The organism is Vagococcus fessus, assembly GCF_003987565.1.
Taxonomy (GTDB): domain Bacteria; phylum Bacillota; class Bacilli; order Lactobacillales; family Vagococcaceae; genus Vagococcus_D; species Vagococcus_D fessus.
Window position 1 is genome coordinate 63,351 of record NZ_NGJY01000003.1, and the last position, 26,286, is coordinate 89,636.

24 protein-coding genes are annotated in these 26,286 nt (G+C 32.3%); 22 read left to right on the plus strand and 2 right to left on the minus strand.

Annotated features, from left to right (window positions below; translation table 11 throughout):
• Positions 1-590: 590 nt before the first annotated feature.
• The 17 genes from CBF31_RS08570 (at position 591) to CBF31_RS08650 (ending at position 19,412) form a co-directional block, all read left to right on the plus strand.
• Entirely contained in the window at positions 591-2,615 is a 2,025-nt protein-coding gene (locus tag CBF31_RS08570) for an ATP-dependent nuclease (protein WP_126832053.1), read from the plus strand.
• Positions 2,597-4,492, plus strand: a complete 1,896-nt coding sequence (locus CBF31_RS08575; RefSeq protein WP_126832055.1) for a UvrD-helicase domain-containing protein — start codon at positions 2,597-2,599, stop codon at positions 4,490-4,492. The genes CBF31_RS08570 and CBF31_RS08575 overlap by 19 nt, the downstream gene beginning before the upstream one ends.
• Before the next feature lie 118 nt (positions 4,493-4,610).
• On the plus strand, positions 4,611-5,630 hold the full coding sequence (locus tag CBF31_RS08580) for a Kiwa anti-phage protein KwaB-like domain-containing protein (protein WP_126832057.1): 1,020 nt from the start codon (positions 4,611-4,613) through the stop codon (positions 5,628-5,630).
• Positions 5,631-5,633: 3 nt separating this feature from the next.
• Complete coding sequence (locus tag CBF31_RS08585; protein ID WP_126832059.1) at positions 5,634-6,284, plus strand: hypothetical protein; 651 nt, start codon at positions 5,634-5,636, stop codon at positions 6,282-6,284.
• Between the two features lie 479 nt (positions 6,285-6,763).
• A complete protein-coding gene (locus CBF31_RS08590; protein WP_245977948.1) occupies positions 6,764-7,087 on the plus strand; it encodes a PTS sugar transporter subunit IIB in 324 nt (107 codons plus the stop codon).
• Entirely contained in the window at positions 7,087-8,331 is a 1,245-nt protein-coding gene (locus CBF31_RS08595; protein ID WP_126832061.1) for a PTS sugar transporter subunit IIC, read from the plus strand. Before CBF31_RS08590 ends, CBF31_RS08595 begins: the two co-directional genes overlap by 1 nt.
• Positions 8,331-8,657 carry a PTS lactose/cellobiose transporter subunit IIA gene (locus CBF31_RS08600; RefSeq protein WP_126832063.1) on the plus strand — a complete coding sequence of 109 codons (327 nt, stop codon included), beginning with the start codon at positions 8,331-8,333 and terminating at the stop codon, positions 8,655-8,657. Before CBF31_RS08595 ends, CBF31_RS08600 begins: the two co-directional genes overlap by 1 nt.
• A gap of 49 nt (positions 8,658-8,706) precedes the next feature.
• Positions 8,707-10,146, plus strand: a complete 1,440-nt coding sequence (locus tag CBF31_RS08605; protein ID WP_126832065.1) for a glycoside hydrolase family 1 protein — start codon at positions 8,707-8,709, stop codon at positions 10,144-10,146.
• A 488-nt stretch (positions 10,147-10,634) separates the two neighbouring features.
• Positions 10,635-11,189, plus strand: a complete 555-nt coding sequence (locus CBF31_RS08610; RefSeq protein ID WP_170167917.1) for a pentapeptide repeat-containing protein — start codon at positions 10,635-10,637, stop codon at positions 11,187-11,189.
• A 351-nt stretch (positions 11,190-11,540) separates the two neighbouring features.
• Positions 11,541-12,524 (plus strand): phosphotransferase enzyme family protein, encoded by a 984-nt coding sequence (locus tag CBF31_RS08615; RefSeq protein WP_126832069.1) that lies wholly within the window; start codon positions 11,541-11,543, stop codon positions 12,522-12,524.
• Positions 12,525-12,575: 51 nt separating this feature from the next.
• A complete protein-coding gene (locus CBF31_RS08620; protein WP_126832071.1) occupies positions 12,576-13,109 on the plus strand; it encodes a GNAT family N-acetyltransferase in 534 nt (177 codons plus the stop codon).
• Between the two features lie 304 nt (positions 13,110-13,413).
• Entirely contained in the window at positions 13,414-14,607 is a 1,194-nt protein-coding gene (locus CBF31_RS08625; protein WP_126832073.1) for an ATP-binding protein, read from the plus strand.
• A gap of 239 nt (positions 14,608-14,846) precedes the next feature.
• Positions 14,847-15,890 (plus strand): hypothetical protein, encoded by a 1,044-nt coding sequence (locus CBF31_RS08630; RefSeq protein WP_126832075.1) that lies wholly within the window; start codon positions 14,847-14,849, stop codon positions 15,888-15,890.
• A 486-nt stretch (positions 15,891-16,376) separates the two neighbouring features.
• Complete coding sequence (locus CBF31_RS08635) at positions 16,377-16,832, plus strand: HAD family hydrolase (protein ID WP_126832077.1); 456 nt, start codon at positions 16,377-16,379, stop codon at positions 16,830-16,832.
• Positions 16,833-17,127: 295 nt separating this feature from the next.
• A complete protein-coding gene (locus CBF31_RS08640) occupies positions 17,128-17,922 on the plus strand; it encodes a metallophosphoesterase (RefSeq protein ID WP_126832079.1) in 795 nt (264 codons plus the stop codon).
• Between the two features lie 222 nt (positions 17,923-18,144).
• Positions 18,145-18,498, plus strand: coding sequence for a hypothetical protein (locus CBF31_RS08645; RefSeq protein WP_126832081.1), 354 nt, complete (start codon positions 18,145-18,147; stop codon positions 18,496-18,498).
• A 41-nt stretch (positions 18,499-18,539) separates the two neighbouring features.
• Positions 18,540-19,412: a hypothetical protein gene (locus tag CBF31_RS08650; protein ID WP_126832083.1), complete on the plus strand. Its 873-nt coding sequence runs from the start codon at positions 18,540-18,542 to the stop codon at positions 19,410-19,412.
• 81 nt (positions 19,413-19,493) lie between these two features.
• Here CBF31_RS08650 and CBF31_RS08655 read toward each other — a convergent pair whose 3' ends face one another.
• Positions 19,494-20,471, minus strand: coding sequence for a helix-turn-helix transcriptional regulator (locus tag CBF31_RS08655; protein ID WP_126832085.1), 978 nt, complete (start codon positions 20,469-20,471; stop codon positions 19,494-19,496).
• 97 nt (positions 20,472-20,568) lie between these two features.
• Here CBF31_RS08655 and CBF31_RS08660 point away from each other — a divergent pair, with 97 nt between their 5' ends.
• Positions 20,569-21,471 carry a hypothetical protein gene (locus tag CBF31_RS08660; RefSeq protein WP_126832087.1) on the plus strand — a complete coding sequence of 301 codons (903 nt, stop codon included), beginning with the start codon at positions 20,569-20,571 and terminating at the stop codon, positions 21,469-21,471.
• Between the two features lie 70 nt (positions 21,472-21,541).
• Here the strand turns inward: CBF31_RS08660 and CBF31_RS08665 are convergent, their stop codons facing one another.
• A complete protein-coding gene (locus tag CBF31_RS08665) occupies positions 21,542-21,772 on the minus strand; it encodes a hypothetical protein (RefSeq protein ID WP_126832089.1) in 231 nt (76 codons plus the stop codon).
• Between the two features lie 133 nt (positions 21,773-21,905).
• On the opposite strand from CBF31_RS08665, the gene CBF31_RS08670 reads away from it, so the two are divergent.
• From CBF31_RS08670 to CBF31_RS08680, 4 genes are all read left to right on the plus strand, one after another.
• Positions 21,906-22,994, plus strand: a complete 1,089-nt coding sequence (locus CBF31_RS08670) for an amidohydrolase family protein (RefSeq protein WP_126832091.1) — start codon at positions 21,906-21,908, stop codon at positions 22,992-22,994.
• A gap of 255 nt (positions 22,995-23,249) precedes the next feature.
• A complete protein-coding gene (locus CBF31_RS11265; RefSeq protein ID WP_281272817.1) occupies positions 23,250-23,372 on the plus strand; it encodes a hypothetical protein in 123 nt (40 codons plus the stop codon).
• Between the two features lie 215 nt (positions 23,373-23,587).
• Positions 23,588-25,009, plus strand: a complete 1,422-nt coding sequence (locus tag CBF31_RS08675) for a hypothetical protein (RefSeq protein WP_126832093.1) — start codon at positions 23,588-23,590, stop codon at positions 25,007-25,009.
• Positions 25,009-26,070 (plus strand): hypothetical protein, encoded by a 1,062-nt coding sequence (locus CBF31_RS08680; RefSeq protein WP_126832095.1) that lies wholly within the window; start codon positions 25,009-25,011, stop codon positions 26,068-26,070. Before CBF31_RS08675 ends, CBF31_RS08680 begins: the two co-directional genes overlap by 1 nt.
• The last annotated feature ends 216 nt before the right edge of the window (positions 26,071-26,286 follow it).

Genomic DNA, 26,286 nt, shown 5'->3' on the forward strand with positions numbered 1-26,286 from the left:
TGTGCTAAACTCTAATCCATTTTTCTTATTATATTATATGACCGCAAATTTTTAAAATATTGTTAAGGAAGTATTTATTATATCTGAATAATATTGATAAGGTAGTCGAAACCAAAGGATGTGATGCATTATTGAGCGAGAGTAAAGATTATTGTGAATCGTGGTATATATAATTTGTTTACTCGTAGTATTGTGACTTAATAAAAATTAGAATATAAGTTACTGTATAGGCTAGATAGGTTAGCTATTAAGTAGTTTGATAGCACAATAGCTTCTAAATTGATAGTTCAATTGAAATTATATATAAGACGTCAGTAATTTATCAAAATGATAATTTTAAAAAGGACATTATAATATCGACCGACCATAGCGTTACAAATTTAGTTTTAGTTAAATTGAATAGGTTTATTTTGTATGTTTTTTAGTTAGAAGAAAATTCTTAAATATATATGAGTATAATTAAATTATCGAGGATTCAGTATGAAACGCTTTCTTTTAAAAGTTGTTTGTACATGGTAAGATTGAGATGTGCAAATAAGTGATTTAATGAACATGTGATACATAATTATAATAGTAAAGTGAGGAAAAATATGAATATAAAAAAAGTGAAAGTAAAAAACTTTAGACTATTGAAAGATTTTGAATTAGATTTTAGAGAAGACATGTCTTTAGTAGTGGGAAAGAATAATTGTGGTAAAACATCAGTTATGACGATTTTGGATAAATTACTATCTTCCACAGAAACCAAATTTAGTTGGAATGATTTTAATCTCGATTATCAAAAAGAACTCTTTAAAAAGATAAAAGATTATTCAGAAGATAATGGTAGATTTGAAATTCCAGGTATAACGATGCAAGTTTTTATTGAATATTTTGAAAAAGACAGTTATGAAAATATTCAAAATTTTATGATGAACTTAGATCCAAAAAATAATATTGTCGTTTTAGAATTTTTTTATTCTTGCAAAGAGGATGTTTTTAAGGAGCTAAAGCTTGATTTAGGAAATGAAGATGCATTGAAGAGTTTTAAAAAGTTTTCGAAATATATGACTAAACATTCTAGTAAATACTTCACTTTACGCAGATACTCTAGAGAGTTTGATATGAATAATCGTGAGGTTACAAATAATATTTCAAATGAAATAAAGTTTGTAGAGATAAGAAAATTGATAGATATAAAAATAATTAAGGCTAATCGAGAAGCGTCAAATAAAGTAAATGATAGTACATTATCATCGTTGTCTCAAAAATACTTTAATATACAAACTACTGAAGAAGAAATAAAGGTTAGTAAGCTTGAAAAAGCTATCGATAGTGCAGATAAAGTTTTGAGCAAAGCTTATAATGGAACAGATAAAAATTCAGGAATCTTTACAGAAATTTTCAATAGTGTCAACAGATTTGGATCAGGAACAACAGAGACTAATTTAAGGATAGAATCTTCTATTTCTGAAATCGATTTACTTAAAAATAATACAACTTTATTTTATAAGAATGATAATGGTATGTTGCCAGAAAGCTATAATGGATTGGGATATTTAAATCTAATTGGAATGATATTTGAGATAGAAACTAGTATAGCTGAATTTTGTGGGAAACAAAATGAAGCCCCTTCAGATATCAATATACTTTTTATTGAAGAACCTGAAGCACATACCCATCCTCAGTTACAATATGTATTTATTAAGAATATTAAAGAGTTATTAACTGAAAGAAAAATAAAAAATAAAATAGAGATACAAACAGTAATAACAACTCATTCTTCACATATTGTATCGGAATGTGAGTTTGAGGATGTTCGTTATTTTAAAAAAGATGGACGTAGTTTAGTTTCTAAAAACTTTCAAGAATTGCAAAGTAAGTATAAATCTGACGACGAGGCATTTAATTTTGTTAAACAATATCTTAGTTTGAATCGTTCCGAACTTTTTTTTACTGAAAAAGCTGTATTTATTGAAGGTGATACAGAACGAATATTATTGCCAGCAATGATGAAAAAAATTGATTTGGAACATGAGGAGGAGAAAAACTATATTCCACTGTTATCCCAAAATATTTCAATTATTGAGGTTGGTGCACATGCACACACATTTAAGCATTTGATGGATTTTTTAGGTATCAAAATTTTAGTAATTAGTGACATAGATGGGGTGTTTGAGAATGGCGGGAAAGCTTGTCCATCTAATGAAGCTAAATATACCTCAAATTATTCATTACGCTCTTTTTTTGGGTTGCCAACAGATGATACACAGTTTAAAAGCTTAGTAAATAAGAATTATTCTGAGAAAACTATTACAGACAGAATACGTATTGCATACCAAACATGTCAAAAAATAGATGATATAGAATATCAACCTAGAAGTTTTGAAGATGCTTTTATTTGTCTTAATTTTGATTATATCAATTCAAATAGAGATAAATTTACTCAAGGGCTAAAAAATAGAAAACAATTTGATGATAACCCTAGTGATTTTTATAAATTAGCTCAAAACTGTATAGAAAAGAAATCGGCATTTGCGACAGAAATTTTATTTTATGATGGAAAAACTGACGGAAAAAAATGGGAAGTACCTGGATATATAAAGGAGGGATTGGAATGGCTTCAACAGCAATAGAGCCAGAAGTTCGAGAAGCACTTGAGTGCATAGAGAGAAATCTGAATTTCGTTTTAACAGGCGGTGCTGGAAGTGGCAAGACGTATTCTCTTATTTCTTTGATTGAGAAAGTTGGGGAATATTACCCGATGAAATCAATTGTATGTATAACTTATACAAATAATGCAGTAGCAGAAATCCGAAATCGTATTACAAATGATAAACTTCAAGTTTCTACCATTCATGAGTTTGTGTGGACGAAGATTTCAAAGTATCAAAATGAAATGAAAAAAGTATTAACAGATTTAATCAATGATGAAAGCGAAAAAAAGTTTAGATTACCTAAAGATTTTGAGGAAGATCAACAATTAACAATTGATTATTTTGTAGATAATAAAATTAAATATGATGAGTATTATAGTCTGAAAAATAATAAAGATAGTAAAATTAGTCATGACCATGTATTGATTGTTGCGGAAAAAATGTTTGAAAGGTACCCTAAATTATGTGATATTTTAAAAGATACAGCCAATTTTATTTTTGTAGATGAGTATCAAGACACGGACCCTTTGATAATGAAAATTTTTCTTGACCATATTAAGCAAAGTAATAAAAATAGTATTGTTGGTTTCTTTGGTGATCCAATGCAAGCAATATATGATAGTGGTGTCGGTAAAATAGATGAAGAGAGTTATGAGAACCTTGTTTTTATAAATAAAAAACAAAATAGACGAAACCCGGGAGCTGTCATTAATTTAGCTAACAAAATTAGAAATGATAGTATAAAACAAGAACCATCACGTGATCCAAATGCCCCAAACATGATAGATGGTAAAGTCATTCAAGGCAATATAAATTTTTTATATACTAAAAATCTTGATGAAATCAGTGACTACCGTAAGATAGGTTTGTTTAATGAATGGGATTTCTCAGATAGTAGAAAAACTAAAGAACTATGGCTAGTCCATCGATCTAATGCTAAAATGGCGGGGTTTCAAAAGTTATTTAATCTGTATAACTCAGACTTAATAATTGAATTAATAAGTAAAATTCGGGATAAAGTGAAGAAAGGTATCTTGTCCCCTGGTAGTGAATCATTTGAAAACCTTGCAAGTGATATTACAGTTAGAAAAAGAGGGAACTTACTTGAAAATATAAAGTCTAACGCAGATTATAATGAGGCGTTTTCTTGGATAAAAAATAAAAAATGGGATGAAGTTACTAACGTTAGAGTGAATAAAGATTCCTTGTTATCTTATAAGTTTAATGGGTTGACTGGAGTTTACGAGGCAAAATCGGATAGAGATGAAATTTTGAAATATCTTGATTCGATTTATGAGTTAATTGAACTTTATGTGGAGGGAAACTATAACCATTTTCTTAAAAAAATTGATATAAAAATACTATCATTTGATAAAAAGAAAAAAATAAATGATGAAATGAATAAGTTGTTAGAGCCGAGTCTTACGATTGAACAAGTTGTTGAAAAAGCAGAAGATATATTTAAATTAAAAAATGACTCTTTTGAATATTTTGTAAATAATGAAGGAGAGTATTTGTGGTTACGCCTTAAAGCTCTACCATTTTCTGAATATAGAAACTCAATTAAGTATCAAAAAGAAAATTTCCCTTTTGCAACCCAACATAGTATAAAAGGGAGTGAGTTTGATAACGTATTAGTTGTTTTAGATAACGGGGAATGGAGTAAGTATAATTTTGAAAAAATGTTTAAAAATTTCTCAACAAATGATTCAATTGTTGAAAGAACAAAAAAAATTTTTTACGTGTGTTGTACGAGACCTAAGAAAAACTTAGTAGTACTTATGCCGACTGTAGACGATGAAGTAATAGAGAGAGCTAAGGACCTATTTGGAGAAACTAATGTTCATCAAATTTAGTAGTATACAGAATTAAAAAATATATTAGAGTTGCTTTAAAACTGAAACTTTTTAGGCGTATTAGATATCTGAACTATGTACGGAATATGTTTTTAGATTATTAGTCGGAGGGTAAAAAATGAAAAGTACGAGTACAATTTACAATGAATTATTGGAACTCCTAGAAGGTGAAGGGCATGGTATAACTTTTTACTTATCTAGACATGTTAAACAAGATGAAAAATATAAAACTATTGAATATGATTTATCTGATGAGTTAAAAGGATGGCTTATCGATAGTATTTTTAAAGAAATTAAGATGGATGAGATAAAAGAGTTAGAAAATATAAAAATTTCAGAATATAATCATGAGTTTAATATTAATGATAGTGTTGTTGAATTAGTATTATCAGATTCTGAGTTTATTGATATAAAAGAAAAAAAAGAGTTACTTATTTCATCAGTAAATACTGCTCCGAAAAATGAGTCTATTTTAAATTCTAATTTTCAAATAATAAAAGTAACAAAGAATGAGGATGTATTTTATACTTGTTATTATAGAGGTATAAAAAGATCTAGTAAAAGAAAAAAATATCTAAGTATGTTCGAGGGTCATATCAAAGAAAATGTGGAATCTTTTTTTGATATAGGTGGTAATTTATCTTTTATTATTTTTAAAGAACGTATTTTTATTTTTAGAGTTAAAGATTTTGAGAGAAGTTTTAAATACAATACACATATTACTGAAAAAAGAGATGAGAATATTGAACAGATAATTGAAATGGATATATTTTCAAATCTTGAATCTGCACAAAAATTTAAAGAAAAAAGTTCAAATCATTTATACGCTAGAGGACTTGCAGAAATGAAAAAAGAGCAATTAGAAGACTTAAAATCGAATTATCAAGATAGATGTAATGAACTAAATGTGATAAAAAAAAGTTTGGAATTAAAAGAAACTAATAAGGATGAATTAAGGGAAGAAAATGGAGTGCTTTTAGACTTATTAGAATTTATTGATTTTGAAAATGATAATAAAATAGAAATAGCTGATGAAACCAATATAACTCCGTTACTTCATTTTCTTCAAGATAAAATTGTAGAATCTTTCCTAACTAAAAAAGTAAAAACTATTATCGGTTATCAGAAAGGAGACTAAATAATGAGAATGAAATTTCGGGGAGAATTCTCGATCAAATTCTCTTCCGTTGTAGAATTTTGTTTATGGATTGTTGGGTATTTACCTGTTTCTATGATAATTTTAGTTAAATATTTTTTTTCTGATGATATCCCTAGTTCTAAATGGAATAGTAGTATAGCTATTTTTAATATTAATGTAAGGTTTCAAATTTTTATGTTTATATTAATCGCTATCTCAACAATTTTTATTTTTAAAATCACATTATATATTTTAAAAATATGGATAAGTCGAAAACTTAAATCACCTTATACTTCTAAGATAAACAGAATTATTAAATTTAATAAACTAACTCTAGAAAAATATAGTTTTTTCATACTATCTTTAATGCTGCCGTTTATATTTGAGTCTGGAGAGTCAGTATTTGACTTATTGATCATATTTACATTGATTTTAGTGTTAATAATAATAATGATAAAGATGGAACAGATAACTGTGAATCCGATTTTTCTATTCTCTAGTTTGAATGTTATAGAAGCGACTGTGGACGAGGTTGGTGAAACAAAAAGAGTGACCATAATTACTAATTATAGCATTGTAGAATTAGAAAATATTGAAACTGAAGCATACTTTCAATATTTCAATAATGTTTATTTTTTGATAAAGAAATCTTAAAATGGAGTTTACCTTTTTAATTATTAATATTATATGTAACAAGGATTTTTTTCCTTGACTGTTCGTATACATTACCCCTATAATTACCCCATAAGAAATAAATCGCATAAAAAAATGGCACCTCACGGCTGAGAACCGCGAGGACTTGCTCAGGTCACCCAATACTACACTGACCCAACAAGCTTGCCATAGTTAATGCTAACACCAACTGGATAAAATGTAAACGATTTTTGTCTTGAATTTATGGGCTTTTAAAAGTTTATTTAGCGAACAAAAAAGAGTGCTTTATCCAGTTGTGCGGAGCCTTATTTAACTATGTCAGAGAGGTTGGACAGATACTTGTTCAGCCTCTCTTTTTGTGCTCTTTTATCATTAATGGCGGTTTATTTCTTACTTTTATTGTCTATTACTGGCCGCCAATTGTTCGGAAAAAAATCAACTGACTGTCGCTCTAAGTATTAAAAAGGAGTCGAGAGAAGATGACAAAGAAAATAATGCTCTGTTGTGGAGCCGGAATGTCTAGTGGCTTATTAGCACAAAAAGCACGTAAGGCAGCGAAAAAACAAGGCTTAGATGTTACCGTCGAAGCCCGTGGCGAGAGTGAAGTCCCTCAGTATTTTGATAGCATCGATATTTTATTATTAGGCCCACACTATGCCAACTTACGTGATGAGATGGCGAAGATGGCCGCGCCGTATAACTTACCAGTTCTAGTCATCCCAAAAGAAATGTACGGACTATTAGACGGAGTAGGTGTTCTAGCATTAGCCCTGTCTGAGTTAGAAAAAGCGGGGACTGAGTGATGACATTATTTATGACCTGGCTAGAAGAATCCTTTGCACCTGCCATGCAAGAGCTAACGAAACGTCCGTGGATTGCGGCTGTTTCCAGTTCCATGCAAAAATTAATTCCCTTTATCCTAACAGGATCGATTGTCTTTTTTTATAACGTATTTCGCTCTTATTTAGATTTTCTACCTGATTTTGGCAAGCTTGCTGATTACACATTTGGCATGATTGGGTTGATTACTGCCTTCATGGTGACCAATCAAGCCATGGAGAAGTTAAAACATCCAGGTTACACCGTCTCTGCCAGTCTCGTTTCCGTTTCTGTTTTCCTCATGTATTGCAACCCAGATGTTACCGATGGCATCATGACCGTTCAGTTTGAGCGCTTAGGCCCAACTGGTATTTTAGTCGGTATGATTGCCGGTCTCTTCGTCGCGCTTGTCTTTCATCACTATGGCAACCTCAATTTCCTTAAAGAATCAGACATTCCCGATTTTGTAGTGGAATGGATTCACAACATCATTCCTATTACCATTTCAATTGGCTTCTCTGCCATCCTCATTTTCCGTTTTAACATGGATATTTTTGACCTGATTATCAAACTTTTCTCACCACTGCAAAGTTTCGGTCAGACCTTACCTGGTTTTATCCTGTTATGTTTCATTCCTACATTCCTTTATACACTTGGTATTTCCAGTTGGTTGTTTGGCCCAGTTTCTACACCGATTTATATGGCAGGGATTAATGCCAATATCGCAGCCGTCCACGCGGGACATGCCGCAACGAATATTGTGACAAGCGAAACAGTTTTTACTGCCGCCCTGATTACCATGGGAGGCATGGGTTCGACCTTAGTTTTAAATATTTTGATGATGCGCTCTAAGTCAGTTAAACTGCGTACCATTGGTAAGATTTGTATCGGTCCTTCTATTTTTAACATCAACGAACCGATCATGTTTAGTGGACCAGTCGTGATGAACCCGTTATTAATGGTGCCAACTTGGGTCAACACCCTTGTAGGTCCGCTCGTGATTTGGTTCGGCATGCGCTGGGGCTTGTTAAACATTCCAAGTAAAATGATTCAAGTCGGCCAAATTCCTGCTCCATTTTCAAGTGTCATGATTACCGAAGACTGGCGCGCCCTGATTTTCTATGTGGGATTATTTATCCTCTACTGGTTAATCTGCCTGCCATTCTTTAGAGTATACGAAAAGCAAGTGCTCGCTGAAGAAGTCGCCCTAACAGAAGGAGTTGCCTAATGAAAAGTGAAGAAGAATTAATCGAAGTGGCTATGACCATTATTATCCATGCCGGAGATGGGCGAGTGAAAGGGTATGAAGCCATTGAATTTGCTCGTAACGGTCACTTTGATCAAGCGAAAGAAGCCTTAAAAGAAGCACACGATGAAATCGTCAAAGCTCACCGCTCTCAAACTAATGTTATTCAAGCTGAAATGGGCGGCGAGAAACACGAGCACAGTCTGTTATTTGCTCATGCTCAAGATACACTGATGACCATTGCTAGTGAAGTCAAATTAATGTCGATTTTTGTTGAGTTATTTGAAAAAATGTCGCACCAATCGTAAGCATCCCGTCACCTGTTGTCACTGTATTAGATTGAAAGGGGATTAAACAATGTATGAATTAAAAAAAGGGTTTCCGAAAGATTTCTTATGGGGTGGAGCTACCGCAGCTTGCCAAATTGAAGGAGCATACGATGTAGATGGCCGTTCATTATCCACGTCAGATATTCACCGTTACCATACAGGTGTTGACCGTAAATTAACCGTGGAGGACGAGCACACTGCAGAGAGTTTGCAAGCTGCAATTAATGACACAACGTCTTACTTCCCAAAACGTCAGGGAAATGATTTTTACCACCGTTATAAAGAAGACATCGCACTAATGAAAGAAATGGGCTTTAATTCATTCCGCTTATCCATAGCATGGCCTCGTATCTTCCCACAAGGAGACGAGCTAGAACCAAACGAAGCAGGGTTAGCTTTTTATGATAAGGTCATTGATGAGATTGTCAAAAATGGCATGGAACCCATCGTGACGATGCTACACTATGATATCCCGTTAAACATCGTAACCAAATATGGCGGCTTTAAAAATAAAGCAGTCATCGAGATGATGGTTCGCTACGGTAAAGTGTTATTAGAACGCTATGCAGACCGTGTGCGCTACTGGATTCCATTCAACCAAATTAATTTAATTCAATACTGTGGGTTTAAATCTTTAGGACTTGTTTTAGACCAAAGTGAAAACTTTGAAGAAGACCAGTACCGTGCGATTCACAATCAATTCTTAATTAATGCGAAGCTAAAAGAAATCGCGAAAGAGATCCCAGAGAATCCACAAATAGGCATCATGCTAGCGGACTGCACCTTCTATCCGCATACGTGTAAGCCAGAAGACGTGAGCTTTGCCATGACACGTAACAGAATGCAATATTTCTTCTCAGACGTGGCCCTTCGTGGAAGCTATCCAAGACCGATGTTACGTTGGTTCAGTGAAAATAATATCCACATCGAGATAACAGAAGAGGACGAACGATTATTACACGATAATACCTCTGACTACCTAGCCTTTTCGTACTATTACTCACGTACCGTAGACGCTAGTAAAAACAGTATGGATGCCGCTGATATAACAGACAATCCACATCTAAAAGCCAATGACTGGGGCTGGACGATTGACCCACTTGGCTTCTACAACAGCATGAGCCAATACTGGGACAGATACCAAAAACCACTAATGGTCACAGAAAACGGCTTCGGTTACCAAGATGTCTTTGAGGACGGCACGGTCCACGACGATTATCGTATAGACTACTTGAGAGAACATATCAAGACAATGAAAGAAGCAGTCAAAGACGGTGTCGAGCTACTAGGTTACCTACCGTGGGGCCCAATCGACCTAGTCAGCTCAGGCACAGCCGAAATGAGCAAACGCTACGGATTCGTCTACGTTGACTACAACGACCTCGGCGAAGGAACCGGTGACAGATACAAAAAAGACAGCTTCCACTGGTATAAAAAAGTTATAGGGAGTAATGGGGAAGAGTTGTAAAAATAATGAGGGAAGTTTTCAAGTTGGCAGCTTAACTTGGAAACTTCCCTCATTGGTTGAGACAACTATAAAAACACCGCTTTAGAATATAAGTCGTATCGTTGTTTTTTTAATTGGTAGTATCTGTGGGGTAATAAAAAAAGGCTATAAATGTTGATAATACAGCGTTTATAGCCTTTTTGTTTTGAGTGAGAAAATCCAATTAATAATAGGCAATAGGTGCGGTAGTTATTAGATGATTTTTAAAATAATAAAAATTTGATTAAAAAAATAAGGTTTATCTGCTTCATAGGAGAATTGTATTGAATTTAAAATTTTGAAGAAACTATGCCTTACCTAAACGGCCTTAAAACCTCTCATTTTAATTTAATAGATTATTTTTTTTATGTTCTATAATTTAAGAAAAACATCTTTAGGAGGCAGTTATGGATATTAATGGTCTTAATAAATATCGTTTCAGGGATATTTACTTTGAAGAAGATATGTTTATGAGAAAGTATATTATAGAAAGAGATATAATTGAGGGTGATGAAATAAATAAGTTAGACATATCATTATGTTATTTTAAAAAGACAACGATGAATTATGTCGTATTCGATAAAATGGAAGTAATCGATTCAGTATTTGAGAACTGTGATCTTTCTAATTCTAGATTTCAATTTTCAAGTAATGTTAGAGTTACATTTAAGAATTGTAAAATGCTAGGTTGTGATTTTAGTGATAGTTATTTTTCAGAATGCATATTTGAAAATTGTGACCTGTCATATGCTAATTTTTCAATGAGTCATTTTAAAGGGAGTACGTTTAGAAATTGTCGGTTTATCGAAGCGGATTTAATTGAATGTAAACTACTTAAAACAAAGTTTGAATCATCTGAATTAATTAGAGTTAATTTTAATTCGACTAAATTAAATAAGATAGATTTTAGTAGCAATATTATTGTTGGCTTAGGAGCTAATCCAGAGGACATATATGGCTGCAAAATGTCTTCTGCTCACGTTGAAGTTTTAGCGGGGATGTTAGGGGTAGAAATAGTGGGCTGAGGTTAAAAGCATGACACAAATTATTTATATGTTTGTAGTGATGAATTGATATATTATTAAATATTGATTTCTGAAATAGCTTCTCAAAAACTAAATGCAATGTTAAATGTCATTTGAGTGAAAACGAATGATTCATATTGATTTGTTAAAAGTAAAGAATCAGTATGTTTACTGAGTTTGATACAAATATAATGCTACTGATTATCCAAATGTTTAATGGAAGGGTCAGTGGGGTAATAAAAAAAGATAGGTAAATGCCATATAGAAATGTTTGCACTCCCTTTTTACTATTAAGTCATTAATAGGTATAATTAAATAAAGTATTTGAATTGAAATACGGGAGGTAATCTGTTGATAATCAAAAAAATAGCTCAACAATTAGATTTAGGGACATTATCGTCAGAACCTAAACAACTGACGGGTGGATTTATGCATCAGATGTATGCTTTATTTACTACTAAAGGAAAATACGCTATTAAATTGTTAAATCCTTATATTATGAAACGAGAAACCGCAATGGCCAATTTTCAAGCTGCGGAACAATTAGAAAAGTTAGTCGAAGAAAGCCAAATACCTATTCTGCCAGCAATGACATTTAATGGTCAAAAAATGCAAGAAATCGAAGGGCAATTTTTTTACATATATGAATGGTATGAAGGAAAGTCTTTAAAAATTGAAGAGATTAACCCAATGCATTGTTGGGAAATAGGCAATGCACTTGCCAAAATACATCAAATCGATCAGAAAGAGGTTCCTTTCGAAAGTCACGACATCCAAATTAACTGGGATGACTACATTGAAAAAATGGTTGACTATGATAAAGGGATTTATGAGCTTTTGAAGGAAAATCGTTCTTTGTTATATGAGAGTCAAAGAAGAGGCAATCAAGCTATTAAAAATATACCACCACTTTTAACCATTTGTCATAATGATATGGACAGTAAAAATGTCTTGTGGCATGAACAGGATTATCGAATCATTGACTTAGAAACGCTATCGTATTCAAGTCCGTTTCTCGAACTGTTTGAGGTGGCATTGTGTTGGTCAGGTTATAGTATATCTAAAATAGATTATCACTTGTTTAAAGTATTGATTCAGTCATACCATGAAGCTGGTGGACAATTACCGACTGATTGGAATGTTATTTACGATAGTAACAATGGTAGACTAGAGTGGCTAGCATTCAATCTTAATCGTGTGTTAGGGATTGATTGTAGTCTGGAAGAACAAAAAATAGGTTTCAATGAAGTGAATGAGACGATAAAACAAATTGTTTATTATGCTGAAATACGAGAAAATGTACTCAATAGTTTAGAAGAATTGAAAGAGATATAGTTAAAAGTAATGCAGATCATGAGTCATATTGATTAATAAAGGAGTGGTAGAATGGAACGTTATGTTTTTGAATCAAATCGTCTTGGTTTTAGGGAGCTAAAAAAAGAGGATTACAAGCATATTTATGAGATGAATAGTGATCCGGAGGTCATGAAGTATTTTCCTGAACCAATGACTGTAGAACAATCGAATGAGTATATTTCAAAAATTATTGATCATCAACAGTCATATGGTTATTCAAAGTTTGCAGTTGAACTTAAAGATTCCGGAGAATTCATTGGCATTATAGGTTTGGTTAAAATAACTTTCGACTCGGATATACGAGGAGAAGTTGAAATAGGCTGGCGGTTATTAAAAAAATACTGGCATAAAGGATATGCAACTGAAGGAGCAGAGGCGACACTCAAGTATGGACATAATACATTGGGCATTCCAAAAATCTATAGTTTCACAGCTGCAATCAATACCCCATCGGAGCAGGTCATGAAAAGAATAGGAATGAATTTTTTATCTGAGTTTGGTTATCCTAACGTTTCTCAGGATTCAATTTTAAAAAAACATGTTTTATACATAAGTGAAAAATAAATAACTTCATCTAATTACATAATGAATAGGAAGAAGTCAGGGTTAAAAATTAAACTTCAGTTAGTTGAGTATTAGAAATTTTGTGTATGAAAAAGATACATTCAGAATTTTTTTATTTTTGAAATAGCTTCACAAACGACTTCCCAACTCTGGGATTAGTTATCAAAAATACGTAGACTATTGCATACAATAGTCTACGTATTTGAACTTCTTTAATTTATAAAAAACGTCATTATTTGAAGTTAACTTCAAATAATGATGAAATTGAAAATGAATAGAAGTTTACTTCGAAGGAGTGGTGGAGATGTTTCAAAGACCTATTTACCTTAAGCAACTTATCCAATTTAAAGATTCTGATTTCATAAAGGTTATTACAGGGGTACGTCGTTCTGGAAAGTCAGTCCTATTAATGCTTTTTAAAGAATACTTACTACAAGAAAATGTACCCGAGGACCACATCGTTTACATGAACTTTGAAAGCTTTGACTATCAGACAATTACAACTGAAGAAAAATTTCGTGAAAAATTGAATGAATTGCTCCCAAAAGATAATGAAAAAATTTATTTCTTGTTTGATGAAATTCAAGTTGTGGACGGTTGGCAACGAGTTGTTAATGGAATTCGAGTTAGTTTCGATAGTGACATTATAATTACAGGTTCAAATGCAAACATGTTATCAGGTGAATTAGCTACACTTTTAAGTGGGCGCTATATTGAAATTCCAATTTATCCATTCTCATTTCATGAATTTTTAAGTGTAAAAGGAATTGAACCAGATTCGCGTAAAGTAGATTCTGCTTATGATGAATATGAAAAGTATGGTGGATTTCCTAGTGTTATCATTGCAGAAGAATCCATTAAAGATACGATTTTATCTGGAATTTTTGATTCAATCGTTTTAAATGATGTTGCATTAAGAGCAGGTGTCAAAGATCCTACAGCTTTAAAATCAATCATCAGGTTTTTGTCAGATAATGTTGGTCAGTTAGTTAATGCATCAAAAATTGTGAATACTTTAAAAAGTGAAGGTGTTGAAACATCTACTCATACTGTCAATCGTTATTTAGATTTGCTTGAGAATGGCTATTTATTTTATCGCGCCAAACAATATGATATTCGTGGGCGAGAATACCTTAGAACGAATGGGAAATATTTTATTGTAGACTCTGGCTTACGGAGAAATGCTGTTGGCAGAAAAGACGGTAATTATAGTAATCGTTTAAAAAATATTGTGTACATAGAATTAAAGAGAAGAGGTTATACTGTCGATGTCGGAAGACTTGATAGTAAAGAAATCGATTTTGTTGCAAGAAAACTAGATGAGACGCTTTACGTACAAGTAGCATATGACTTACCCAATAATACACATGAAACGGATAACCTTTTAAATATCAAAGATAATTATAAAAAAATAGTAATAACGGGTAGATACCATGATGTAGAGCAAGTAGATGGGATTCCAATTATTTATATTGTAGATTGGTTATTGGCAGAGTAGTCAAGTAACTTTGTTAGGTTCGTGTACAGATGGAAAATATACAGGTTACTACGAAGATATGTATAGTAACTAAAAAGCTAGAAATCTTTGATATAGAGGTTTCTATCTTTTTTAGTTGATAGAGAAAACATATAGTTATTCAAAAAACGTTCCAATTTGACAATAATACATTATGTGTATATATATGTGTGGTATGATTGATTTATGGTACAAATAATAAACTGATAGGAGATGATTGTATGGTTAAAGATACAAATTATTATATTGCTGAAATAAGAAAGAATCATATTTTCGATGGTTTTATAATGGTATTTGATCGCGTTGAAGAGGAAAATAAGAAAAATACAGTGGCTATTTCATATAAAAAGAACGAGGGGTTAAATAACCACCTAAAATATAAAGATAAAAATATTATTCCTGAAGGACGTAAATATGATGTCGATTGCTATAAGCCATATGTTGAAATATTTAAAAAAGTTCTTGAAAAAAGGTGTGAAGACTTAGGAATTGATAATATTTTTGAAGGGGGTAAAGTAGAAGAAGATAATGGCAGGTATGTTATTACACTAAATACTACAGGTGAGGTTCCAGAATATACTGATATTAGATTAGATACACTCTATCCTTTTACTAACTTTGCTTCGTCTAAAAAGAAAGAAATTGTGGAAATTAAGAATAAGAATGAAAAAATAGTAAATCAGTTATTTACAAGAACAAGAACAATCGGTGGGATGCTGCCGATACCGCATATAAAAAATGGTAAGTTTAAAAATATGTCTTTAAATACAGCTCGTGGTGGAAAAAACTCTACTCAAGAAGATAACCCTACGGATCATATGGTATTTGTAAAAAGATGGTATGATGTAATGAGGACTGATGCTGATTACGAAGAAGAGAATTGTGTAATTAAAAAGAAATTAAATGATAGTTCGTCAGATGAACAAAGGGAAACTCGTTATTCGGAACTAAAGGCTACAGAAAAGCCAGGTATCATCGCAGATGATAAATTAGTGGAACTCTACAAAGAATATAAGTTCTGGTTTGATGCTATTGGTAGCTACGATAATTATATTAAGTTATTGTATTTGGAAGCTTTTGACCCATATACAGAAGGTGGCGTGGCATTTACACAAAGGCTTGAAGATTATGATAAACCATCTACACCAAGGTTTAAAGATATTGGTGCTGATAAAACATTTATAGAAAATGCCACTGAAGCTTTTGAAAAACGCTCAGAATCAATTGTAGACTGCTATAACGCTGCTATCGAAGAAAATAAATAATAAAAAAGCATGCAGGAGTGTTTCTGCATGCTTTTTCTTATAGGTATCGCTGATTAGTTACACTAATAATAGCTTTTAACTTTATCACCTAAACTTAAAATTAAAGGAATAGTATTTTCTATATAGTGTGATACGTTAACCTTAATAAAATATTCTGTATTTATTCTTTCAACAACCACATCAGGGAAAGAATCTTTTATATATTCTTCAGAACCCCAATAGTTAAAGGGAACTCCTAAAAGACTATCTGCTCCAGATGTAAACATATTTAAGGGATGAGTTCTTTTTCATATTTATTATCAGAGAATGTATACGTGCTTTTAATTGTGTCTTGATTTTATGATAGTTTTTAGGACAATTGTATTCGGTTTTACCCTATCTTTTCTACAAAACACTTTCAAACGACGTATAATGTCGCTTTCGGGTGATATAATCATATTATAGTAGTTGAAAGAGATAAATTTAAATATGAAAAGGGGAGATAGGATGAAGTATTTATTATTAGATATAGATGACACGATTGCACCGTGGATGTATAAAAGGGTGGATGCAGTTGTGATTGATAGTATGGGTATCTATTTAGGAATTCCGGAACATATTGCTAAATGGTTAAAACAAATAAAGGAAGCAGATATAAAAATTATCTGGTGTACAGATCGTCCTCCTCTTATATGTTCGATGATTGAGAAAAAGATTGGTTTCAAATCTGAAGGTCAATTAGAATTTTTCGATAAAAATACTTACAGGTGGACTAAACTTCATGGAATAATTGAGTTTTGCGATAAACATAAAAATGATGTAGTAATAGTTGCAGACAATGATGTAATAAAAGGAACTAGAGGTGTGAATAATTTACCAGATAATTTAAAAATGGTTTGGCCATCTGATACTAGTAGAGGGTGCTTATCTGTAGCTGATTTAGAGTTAATTGAAAATTTATAATAGAGGACATGTAAGGGAATGTGTATACATGTCTTTAAGTTTTAGTTTGATAGAAATATAATGATATCAATTATCTGAATGTTTAATAGAATAATTAAAAAATCCAGTACTCAGTTGAGTACTGGATTTTTCGGTCTCTCTTTTTTAGTGATAAAAACTGTTCGACTCGTGTAAGATAAGTTTCTGAAATTCTTCCTTTTGAAAAAAACGACATTATATGTCTAGATTAGTAGTTATAATAAAAGGTGTCACTTAATAATGATTTTGGAATCCCGATGAAAGAGATGGTGAAATAATGTCCTTTATTTATAGTTTGAGTGATATCCATGGTGACATAGTTGCCTTGAAAAAAAGTTTATCTGGACTATTAAAGGACTTCGGTTCAGATGATCAAATAGTCTTTTGTGGTGATTATGTTGATGGCGGAATGAATTCTTATGATGTATTAAAGAAAGTAATGGAAATTGACTTAGCATTTCCTGGACAAATAACCGTTTTATTGGGGAACCATGATGAATGGTTTTGTCAATGGCTATTTGATGATAGTCCCGAATTATACGATTATTCTATAGGCGTCGGTTTTAGCACATTACAAAGCTTTTTTGAAAATATATTCCCTTCGCTGCATGTGCTGTTGAAAGAAGAGGGGGTTGATGGGTTTAATCAAGTACTTCGTGAAGAGCTGTTGTGTAATGAAAGATTTTTAGGGTTGACTAGATGGTTGAGAAATAAATATACACGACCTAGATTATATGAAACGGACAACCAACTATTTGTTCATGCAGGCATAGATGAAAGCATCGATGATTTTTGGAAAGTAGGGACACCAGCAGAGATGCTGACCAATAAATACCCACATTCAACTGGATACTTTAGTAAAACGATTATTGCAGGGCATATTTATACGGATGAGATTGGTGGTAAAGAGTTTTTAGGTAAAGTTTTCTGGGATGGAGCCAGTCATTTTTATATAGATGGGCGAACCTCTTTAACCGGTGTGGTTCCTGTTTTAAAATATGATACGTGTGCAGATAGATACATGTTTGATGAAAGAATTATCCAAGGAGAATTAACAAGAAAAGATAACTAAACATATAGTGTGTTGATTGCTAGCATCTTATTTTGAAATAGATAAACGAAAAAGTCAGACTATCACGTTTGAAAACTATATGATAACAGTCGTAGGTAGCACTTGTAGATTCTGTTACTTGAACTTTTAAATTTTATTTTTTAAAAAAATCACAAGCGACATATAATGTCTCGTTGTAGTGGTAGTATTAAAGATGTAGTTAATTACAAGGAGGGAATAGTAGTGAAAGAAACTAGCTTAGCCTTTAGTAGAGAGTTATCGATAGGTGTCTTAAACTGTGACACATTAGAATTAACAAGACTAAATCATGTGAATCAGAATCACTGGATATTTAAGCAATTTCAAGTTCCTTTTGATTGGTATTGGCAGGAAGATATTCTGATTATAGCTAGCCAAGAAGTTGTTCCTCGTCCAAATTGGCATAAAAAAATAGGCTTAAAAAATCAAGAGATTGAGTGTCACGGGAAGTATTTATTTTTCTTCCAGTACGATAAAATCAATGAGCAGATGTTACATGTGACATCACTTAATTTGCAACGTTTCGAACAAATTAAAAGTCAAATACAGTATAGTTAAAAACTGTCTATAATAAAATCTAATTAATGGAGGAATGACTGATGGTAAAGTTAAATTTTGAAAAGTTAAAAGGAAGTTATGATAATATTGATAAAACGTTAGAAATTATAGAAACAACGGATTTAAAAGAGTATCTCAATGAATATGGACACGGATCAGGTTACGAAGTATTTAAAAAATTTCGACACGAAAAAAATGATGGTTATGACCCAGATGTCAGTTATATGGCCATGATAATTTTTTCAGTTATTGAGGGATGGGACATTGAACAACAACCCGCTAACCCTAAAAAATATCAGTTATGTGATAGACAAGGGAGAATATACAGGGGAGACACTTTTATTGGACCTGCAAGCTTTTTAGCACCTTTGTTTTACGAGAATGTGAGTGGCTTTTTAACAAAATATCCTGAACATTCAGGTAATCGTTATAGCAATAAAAAATTACCTGATATTTTATCAGATTTAGCTAGTCAAGAGAGTATTTTTACAGAATCGGAAGAGATAAAATGTGAAGTAGAGAAGTTGTTGCATCTCGTGCACAGCATTGGTAATGTTGTTTTATATCCGCTTGATAAATTTATTGATCAAGGAGATAGTCTTAATAGTTTAAAAGGGACTAATAAAAATGATTCAGGTTACGATTATTTAGAAAAAGTGAGGACACTACTAATTAAATCTAGACGTTCAGACGGTAGCGTTCTAGAAGAAAGAATTGTCAAACATTATGAGGGGATTAGTTGGGAAAAATATGTGCAAGCTAACTTTCTAAGCCCGTTTATTGATGAACAAGGAGAAGTAAAAGAATTACTTAATTTAAAGAATCCAACTAAAGAAAATCTTGAAGCAGTTATTGAGATGATTATAGCCAGAGGCCGGTTAATCTTAGCAGCCTACCAAACGAAACAAGCATAATCTTATTAGTAAATGGGTATTATAGAAGAAAATAGAAAAAAGCCATGCAAATCAGCGGTTTGCATGGCTTTTTATTTTTTCCTAATTGTAGCGTTGTTTGGCCTCATCAATCATAGTTTTGATTTTTTCAACGAAACTATGAGGTTCAGTTACTTGGATGTTTCCTCCTTGGCTCAATATCCAAAAGAGTGAACTTTCAGGACTTTGCTCCACCGTTACTTCAATAAAATCTTTGTTTTTAGGGTGAATAATAGTAGCATTTGGAAACGTATCTAAAATAATTTCTTCAGATTGCCAATACTTGAATTTAAATCCTGTTAAAGAACCTGGGGCAGAAGTGAACATCGATATGTTTTTATTTCGTAAGTCTGCAGGTGGTAGTTTTTTTTCCTGCGGGATTTTAAGTGTTTCATTTGCCTCGGTAATCTCTGAGACAAAGCGATCTAATCGAAAGTTTTTAACTTTTTCTGAATGTTTAGTATATATTCTAATATAAAAATAACTCCCCCCAGCTAGAATAGATTCAGGAGTACCAATCAGTTCTGTAAGTGTATTGTTGGCTGTTCGATATTTCGCTTTAATAGTCGTTTGATTAATAATCGCTTCAATCCAATAGTCTAAAAGAGGAAGGATATCTTTTTTGTGAGATAATTCCTGATAGCCAAGAAGCTCCCCATTTATAAGCTGATGAATGACCTTTTGTTCTTCAGCGGAAGCCCGCCAACTTAAGGTTGTAATAAGTGACTGTAGCTCATTTTTTGATAAAGAGCGTGTCGAGATGAGTATTTTTAAAATGGCGATAATATCGCTAGTAGATAAAAGATTTTTATGTGCTAAGCGATAAGAGTTATTTTCGTGAATAAGCGTTGCTTGTATGTGGTCATTATGGTCCGTTTCGGTTTGTTGTCCGGAGAAAAGATTAGTTATCTTGTTAAAATCGCGTTGTAAGGTTTTCTTTGTACAAGGAAATTCTTTTTCTAATTCTTTAACGGTTAAGGTTTCACCATTCATTAAACGTAATAATATTTCTAACAGTCGTTCTTGCCCTTTTTTTGCCATAAGCCCTCCTAAACGACATATATAGTCGCATCAATATGATATTCTTAAATTATAGCACAATGAATAATGTAATAAAAATAGAGGAGATGAGTTATTAATGGGACGTAAAAAGAGTTTTATGTATAAAAAATTAATGCTTTTGGCAGTGGGAACGATGGCGACTTTGGCACTAGGTGCGTGTTCAACACATACTGAAAATAATCAGACAGATGAGAGTGTGGGAAAAGAGCAATTAACGAAGGAAAATGAAACGGGAGAGACAGAATCAGAGCGTAAGGAAAAAGAAAAAAAAGAAGAGCAGATTAAACAAGAACAAGAACAAGAACAGAGAAAACAAGATGAAAAATTAAAAGAAAATCGAGTGAAGGAAGAACAGAAATTAAAAGAAGAACAAGAGAAAAAGGCGCAAGAAGAAAAAATAAAGAAAGAACAAGCTAAACAGGAAGAAGAGGAAAAAAAACAACAGGTTGCGGAGCTATTGGCAACGGATAATCCTCAAAAATATATAGACGCTTATAATGAATTCACAATGAAAGGTAATCCAATGCCACCAGAACAAAGAGGCTCATCGCCAGCACCGGAATCTGCGGGATTATCAAACCAAGAGTACCAAGTGATACTTTGGGGGATTATTGATTATTACGGCAATGCTTTTAACCAAGGGCTAATTACTGAAGAACAAAATAAAGCAGCGAAAAAAGAGGCAATTGATAAGGCTTATTCCGGTGCGTATGGTAAGAATTCTGATGAAAAAAAAGAGATAAATATCACCAGTGAAAATGTTGTAGAGTTTTTAGATAAATACGTTCGAGAGACTAGTAGTTTAGAATTATCTTATCTAGAAGTGAAGGTAGCAGATGATGGTGTGTCGCAACAAGTTTATTTTGAATCGATTCATCCAGGTTCACCTGCAAGAGGGTATTTTATCGTATCCCCATCAGGAACAATCCAGCGTTTTAGTAACGGAGGTCAGCCCCTTAAACCGTTTGAGGATTTATAATAAAAAAGCTATACGTGGGATAATAGAAGAATTAAAAAATCCAGTACTCACAGGAGTGCTGGATTTTTCGTTATACCTTTTTTATTGATAAAACCTGTTCGACTCGCGCAGGATAAGTTTCTAAGAGTCTGCCTTTTCCTAAAACTTCAACGGTATCATGCATTTCAAAAGTAGTTGATGCATGAGAGGGAATTTGGATAACATAGCAGTCTTGATTGGTTGTCTTAATAGTTAATGAGGTGCCCTTAGTATCGGTGATTGTACCGTCAATTGTAAATATATCTGGCTCGTGTTTAAGCATCAAAATTGTCATAAAGGGAATAATAAAAATTAGTAGTATAACTAGTCTTTTGATAAGGTATCCTCCCCTTTCTAAAGGTAAATGTAACATAGAATAGAGGGGGAATTGTGGTGTTTTTGTTGAAACTGCGTACATGCCTTATATGAATAAACTCAATTCAGTAACTAGTCGTCCAAAAAATGCTGAAAAAGGTCGTTTGATGTTTTTAGAGAATTCTAAAATCAATGGAGTTATCGCAGTAGGCGAGTATATTGGTGGAGTATCTGGTAATATCTTGGATGAAATTAAATACTATCAAGAAATGAGTACACCTGATTATCCAATACACTCTTCTTATTTGATTAACTATCAACATGTTTCAAATACAAACGCTAACGATAATCAAGCCACATATGATGAAATGATGAGCTATATGGAAAAATATGATACAGATAAATTTAAAGTGATGAAAGCTTTGAAATTTTTCTTTGATGGCGCGGTAATTGACCATCAAATAATGCTTTCAGAACCACTAAAAGATGGTTATGTTGGGGAATGGAATTATGACTTTAATGGTCATAATATGAAAACTTTTGTAGGTGATATGATTGATTATTGGAAACAAGGGTTTGATTTTTATGTCCATTCACAAGGCGATAGTTCACAATTAGCCATTGCTCATTTTGTTAAGGAGTTACAGGAGTTACACACTAGAGAAGATTACATTGCTTCAATTCAACATTTTGCTTTCTCTAATGATGAGTTCTTTAAGTTTGTAAATGACAATAACTTACACATGCAAATTTCAGCGTTGCCATTATATTTAGACGTGTGGTCAATGTGGGAAAAAGCTGATTTATATCCAGAAAAATTCTTACAACAAGAGTTTTTACGTCTAAAAGATGTTCAAGACTCAGAAAATTTCAGCTTATCTTTCCATAGTGACGCTAGTAATAATCCAACAACACCATTGTATGGCGTGTATAAAGCAGTTACACGTAAAGATATTTCCGATGAACCAATTAAAGACAAAACAAACCAAAAAATTGATGTTGTTACAGGGTTGAAGGCTATTACAATCGAGGCAGCAAAACAAAATCGTAATGAAGCTATTATGGGAAGTTTAGGACCAGGTAAACAAGCATCATTTGTTGTATTTGACAAAGATTTTGTAGAAGGAACGTCAGAAGATTTACGTCAATCAGTATCAAATCTTGTGATGGATGGACGTGTGATATTTTAAAAAACTTGCTCAATTCATTTTAAATGAGTTGAGTAAGTTTTTTTATTTTTGTCACTTTCCGTTAACATACCCTTATTAAGCTATCTTCATAGTTTAAAGGTAAAGGAGAAGTTGTATGTGGAGAGTGAGTCATGCTAGCTTAGTAATGGGGAGCCTTACTCTCGTTATATCGGTTATTTTTCAATTAAAGGTAAAAATAAGTTAGATGATTTTTTAAATGAAACACGTTTTAGGCGAGATAGGATTAATTTGATTGTGATTAATTACATCGCAATCTCTGCTGTAGCAGACAGTTTTTATTTTAAGTTTGGTAACTATTTAATAGGATTTGGCGCCGCTGGCTTCTTTGGTTTATTTTTCTTGGACGTTGGGAGTTAAGTCAAATCTAAGTAAACATTTCATCAAGGATTTAGAGAGGGACGGGCGAAAGGAAAAGCTGAAAAAGAAGACTGAGTATAGTATTAAAAAGTTACTACTTTGTTAAAACTAAAATAAATTGAAAAAATTTTAATATATAAGTTTTATAAGATTTGTTATAATTTCTTATAAATAAAGGTTCTTTTAAGTATTTTTAGATAAGGGAGTGACATTAAATGGTTGAAGGATTGTTACTTGAGATTAGCGACACTAACCAAAAATTTCAATTTAAATCCTCTATTACCTCAGCAATGATTGATGCGGAGTTAGAGCTAGATGAGCTTGAAGAAACAATGGATTCTATCGAAATATTAAAACCAGATTGTGATAAGTTAGATTATCAGTTGGCAATTAGTTCGGGGGCACTTTGTGGTTGTATAGATGTTTTTATGGTAGGTGTACCAAAAGATTCTGCACTGGGGAATATGACAGATAAATGGTTTGAAAAACGGACAAAATATTTTGCAAAATTAAACGGTTGGAAAGATAGTAAAAGTGACTCGATTTCTTCTGCTATACGTTTTTTAGAAAAGAAATTTAAAGTCCCTTATGATCAAAGAGGGGCAGGAGATATTGGACAATTTATCGAAAATTTAACCCCTAAAAATCATCATTTTAAATCAATAGCTCATAATCCAAGCATTTTGGGGTTGTTTGTATCACTATTAGATCAGTTTAATAATAAATCACATTTTGTAAGTGGCGGTAAATTAGAGGTTTTAAATAATACAGATGGTTCTTTTAAACTACAAGGTGATAGTTTCATAAGTAGATTATTTTGCGGTGTTGTTAATTGGTTAGGACATCTTATGTCTGATGTAGCTGGGGCATCAGGGAGTAAAACACGAGGTATGGGAATACCATCTCCTTTATGGACATGGACAAATAGTGTGATAGCTATTAAGAAAAAATTAAAAATTGAGCCGTTAGAATTTGATAAGAATATAAATGAACTTGCTTCAAAAATATATAACGAAGGATATGATACACGATTTCAGACAACTCAAATGATACCAGTAGTGATTAATGAGCTAGTTATTCGCTTTCTTTACTCAATAAGACGAATGATTCAGTATTTCTCTTCGACTGAAAAAAGAGAACGGTCCTTTGAAGAGTTATGGGACAAATGTGAACCTTTTAAAAATGTTAGTGTAAAAAGAATGTTGACAGTTGCACATGGGGCATTTTGTTTAATTGATTTGGGAGATGCTACGGCTAGAGGTGTTGCTAAAGGTGGTGGGTCTTTTAATATAGTAGAATTTTTTTTAAGAGTAAATCTTGTTGGAGTCGGGAAATTTACTATTTCATTGTACGGTGAAACGAAATTATCAGTTAGAAATGTTAAAAATACACGTTTGATATATGAGAATGAGCGTGAAAAGAAAATAGTAGTTGATTATATAGCGAGTCTAAAAATATTAGCTTTGGAATATGACGATCAAGACCTACTCTTAATGGTACAAGACTTTACTAAGAGTGAGTTATATATTGAAGTGTTTGATGCTTCTGTTGAACTTGCGTATAAAAGAAAAGTACCAAAAGAAAAAGTGTTGAATACCAAACAAAAAGGTGATAATTACTTTAGAGGAGTAAGATAATGATTAAGAAAAGAACAGAGTTACAACTTAGCGAGGAAGAAGAAGATAGAATAGAAAAAATAATGAATGCTAAAATAGTATTACTTGGTCAAAAGGCTAATTATTTATCTTTAAAGTTAAATGATATTCAATTGGTTTTTGATGAAATTAGAGAGTTTCCAAGTGCTAAGAAAGAGCAATTAGAAGAAATAAAAATGATTTGTTTAAATTGGGCTCAACATGCTAAAAATTTGGAATCAAATTTTAAAGAAGTAACATACAAGGTGTTAGGTATGCCCAAATCTAATGCAGAGCTATTTTCTGAGAGGCTTCCTGAGGCAGTTATGGGAGCGACAGTATCATTTGGTACATCTTGTAAAGAAACAATGGATTCAATATTTGAAAAATCTATGGCAGCTGATCCGGCTTTAGAGTGGTTAAAAAAATTTAATAAAAGAGAAATGATATCTAAACTATCATTTCTTAAGATAGCTTCTCTTGGTATATTAGGTGGTAGCTTTCGTTATTTGAAGAATAGAAATGATAATATAAAGCTCGAAAAAATATTGGTTGCTATCAGTCATAGAGATCAAAAGAAAGATAAACTTGCAATTACAGAGTTAGAGGAGCGTATTGATCGTGTGATTAATGAAACGCAATTTTTATCACAGGCTGTTAATGAAGCTAAGAGTTATGGTTTAGACTATGAAGTGATGACAGAAGAGCAACAGTATAGGTTAATAAGTTTTGTGAATGTGATGAACGGAGCGGCACAATTATTAATTAATCCAATTAAGGGTTTACAACCTAGTTTTACAGAAGAAGATTTGAACAGCTACATAGGAAATAATAACTTTGATTTTAATAATGTGGTTTCAAGAGATGTTAAATTAGTATTAGCTAATTTATTGTATAGAATTGAACTTGATAATAGTGAACAAAAATTATTTTGGAAGTCATTAAGCAAAAATAAAGAATTTCTTATAAAAATGAATATGTTTAAAAATGACTTTAGTTTAGATGTATTGAAAGATGTTCTGCTTGCTTTGAGTGAAAAGTATAAAAATCAGATAGAAGCTTAAAATTAAGTTTAACTCCCCATAGGTTTTCTAAAAAATAAGTCATTTTCTTATCTGATATGTTTGATGCCCTCAATTTATCACGGAATCGTTTAAAAAGGTCAGAGATCATATTTGCTTTTTTCTAGTAATAGGGATGCTTTTCAGATGACCAACTTATTGTTGTGGATGATGAAGGTTACTCTATAAAATAAAAACGGAGTGTATTAAATTCAAGTG

What these genes read in the sequence shown, in the direction of transcription:
- CBF31_RS08575 (WP_126832055.1), top strand. Translation starts at nt 2,597, where the DNA reads ATGGCTTCAACAGCAATAGAGCCAGAAGTTCGAGAAGCACTTGAGTGC.
- CBF31_RS08670 (WP_126832091.1), top strand. Translation starts at nt 21,906, where the DNA reads ATGCCTTATATGAATAAACTCAATTCAGTAACTAGTCGTCCAAAAAAT.
- CBF31_RS08580 (WP_126832057.1), top strand. Translation starts at nt 4,611, where the DNA reads ATGAAAAGTACGAGTACAATTTACAATGAATTATTGGAACTCCTAGAA.
- CBF31_RS08635 (WP_126832077.1), top strand. Translation starts at nt 16,377, where the DNA reads ATGAAGTATTTATTATTAGATATAGATGACACGATTGCACCGTGGATG.
- CBF31_RS08630 (WP_126832075.1), top strand. Translation starts at nt 14,847, where the DNA reads ATGGTTAAAGATACAAATTATTATATTGCTGAAATAAGAAAGAATCAT.
- CBF31_RS08620 (WP_126832071.1), top strand. Translation starts at nt 12,576, where the DNA reads ATGGAACGTTATGTTTTTGAATCAAATCGTCTTGGTTTTAGGGAGCTA.
- CBF31_RS08680 (WP_126832095.1), top strand. Translation starts at nt 25,009, where the DNA reads ATGATTAAGAAAAGAACAGAGTTACAACTTAGCGAGGAAGAAGAAGAT.
- CBF31_RS08590 (WP_245977948.1), top strand. Translation starts at nt 6,764, where the DNA reads ATGACAAAGAAAATAATGCTCTGTTGTGGAGCCGGAATGTCTAGTGGC.
- CBF31_RS08610 (WP_170167917.1), top strand. Translation starts at nt 10,635, where the DNA reads ATGAGAAAGTATATTATAGAAAGAGATATAATTGAGGGTGATGAAATA.
- CBF31_RS08655 (WP_126832085.1), bottom strand. Translation starts at nt 20,471, where the DNA reads ATGGCAAAAAAAGGGCAAGAACGACTGTTAGAAATATTATTACGTTTA.
- CBF31_RS08675 (WP_126832093.1), top strand. Translation starts at nt 23,588, where the DNA reads ATGGTTGAAGGATTGTTACTTGAGATTAGCGACACTAACCAAAAATTT.
- CBF31_RS08665 (WP_126832089.1), bottom strand. Translation starts at nt 21,772, where the DNA reads ATGCTTAAACACGAGCCAGATATATTTACAATTGACGGTACAATCACC.
- CBF31_RS08595 (WP_126832061.1), top strand. Translation starts at nt 7,087, where the DNA reads ATGACATTATTTATGACCTGGCTAGAAGAATCCTTTGCACCTGCCATG.
- CBF31_RS08640 (WP_126832079.1), top strand. Translation starts at nt 17,128, where the DNA reads ATGTCCTTTATTTATAGTTTGAGTGATATCCATGGTGACATAGTTGCC.
- CBF31_RS08660 (WP_126832087.1), top strand. Translation starts at nt 20,569, where the DNA reads ATGGGACGTAAAAAGAGTTTTATGTATAAAAAATTAATGCTTTTGGCA.
- CBF31_RS08570 (WP_126832053.1), top strand. Translation starts at nt 591, where the DNA reads ATGAATATAAAAAAAGTGAAAGTAAAAAACTTTAGACTATTGAAAGAT.
- CBF31_RS08650 (WP_126832083.1), top strand. Translation starts at nt 18,540, where the DNA reads ATGGTAAAGTTAAATTTTGAAAAGTTAAAAGGAAGTTATGATAATATT.
- CBF31_RS08600 (WP_126832063.1), top strand. Translation starts at nt 8,331, where the DNA reads ATGAAAAGTGAAGAAGAATTAATCGAAGTGGCTATGACCATTATTATC.
- CBF31_RS08585 (WP_126832059.1), top strand. Translation starts at nt 5,634, where the DNA reads ATGAGAATGAAATTTCGGGGAGAATTCTCGATCAAATTCTCTTCCGTT.
- CBF31_RS08625 (WP_126832073.1), top strand. Translation starts at nt 13,414, where the DNA reads ATGTTTCAAAGACCTATTTACCTTAAGCAACTTATCCAATTTAAAGAT.
- CBF31_RS08605 (WP_126832065.1), top strand. Translation starts at nt 8,707, where the DNA reads ATGTATGAATTAAAAAAAGGGTTTCCGAAAGATTTCTTATGGGGTGGA.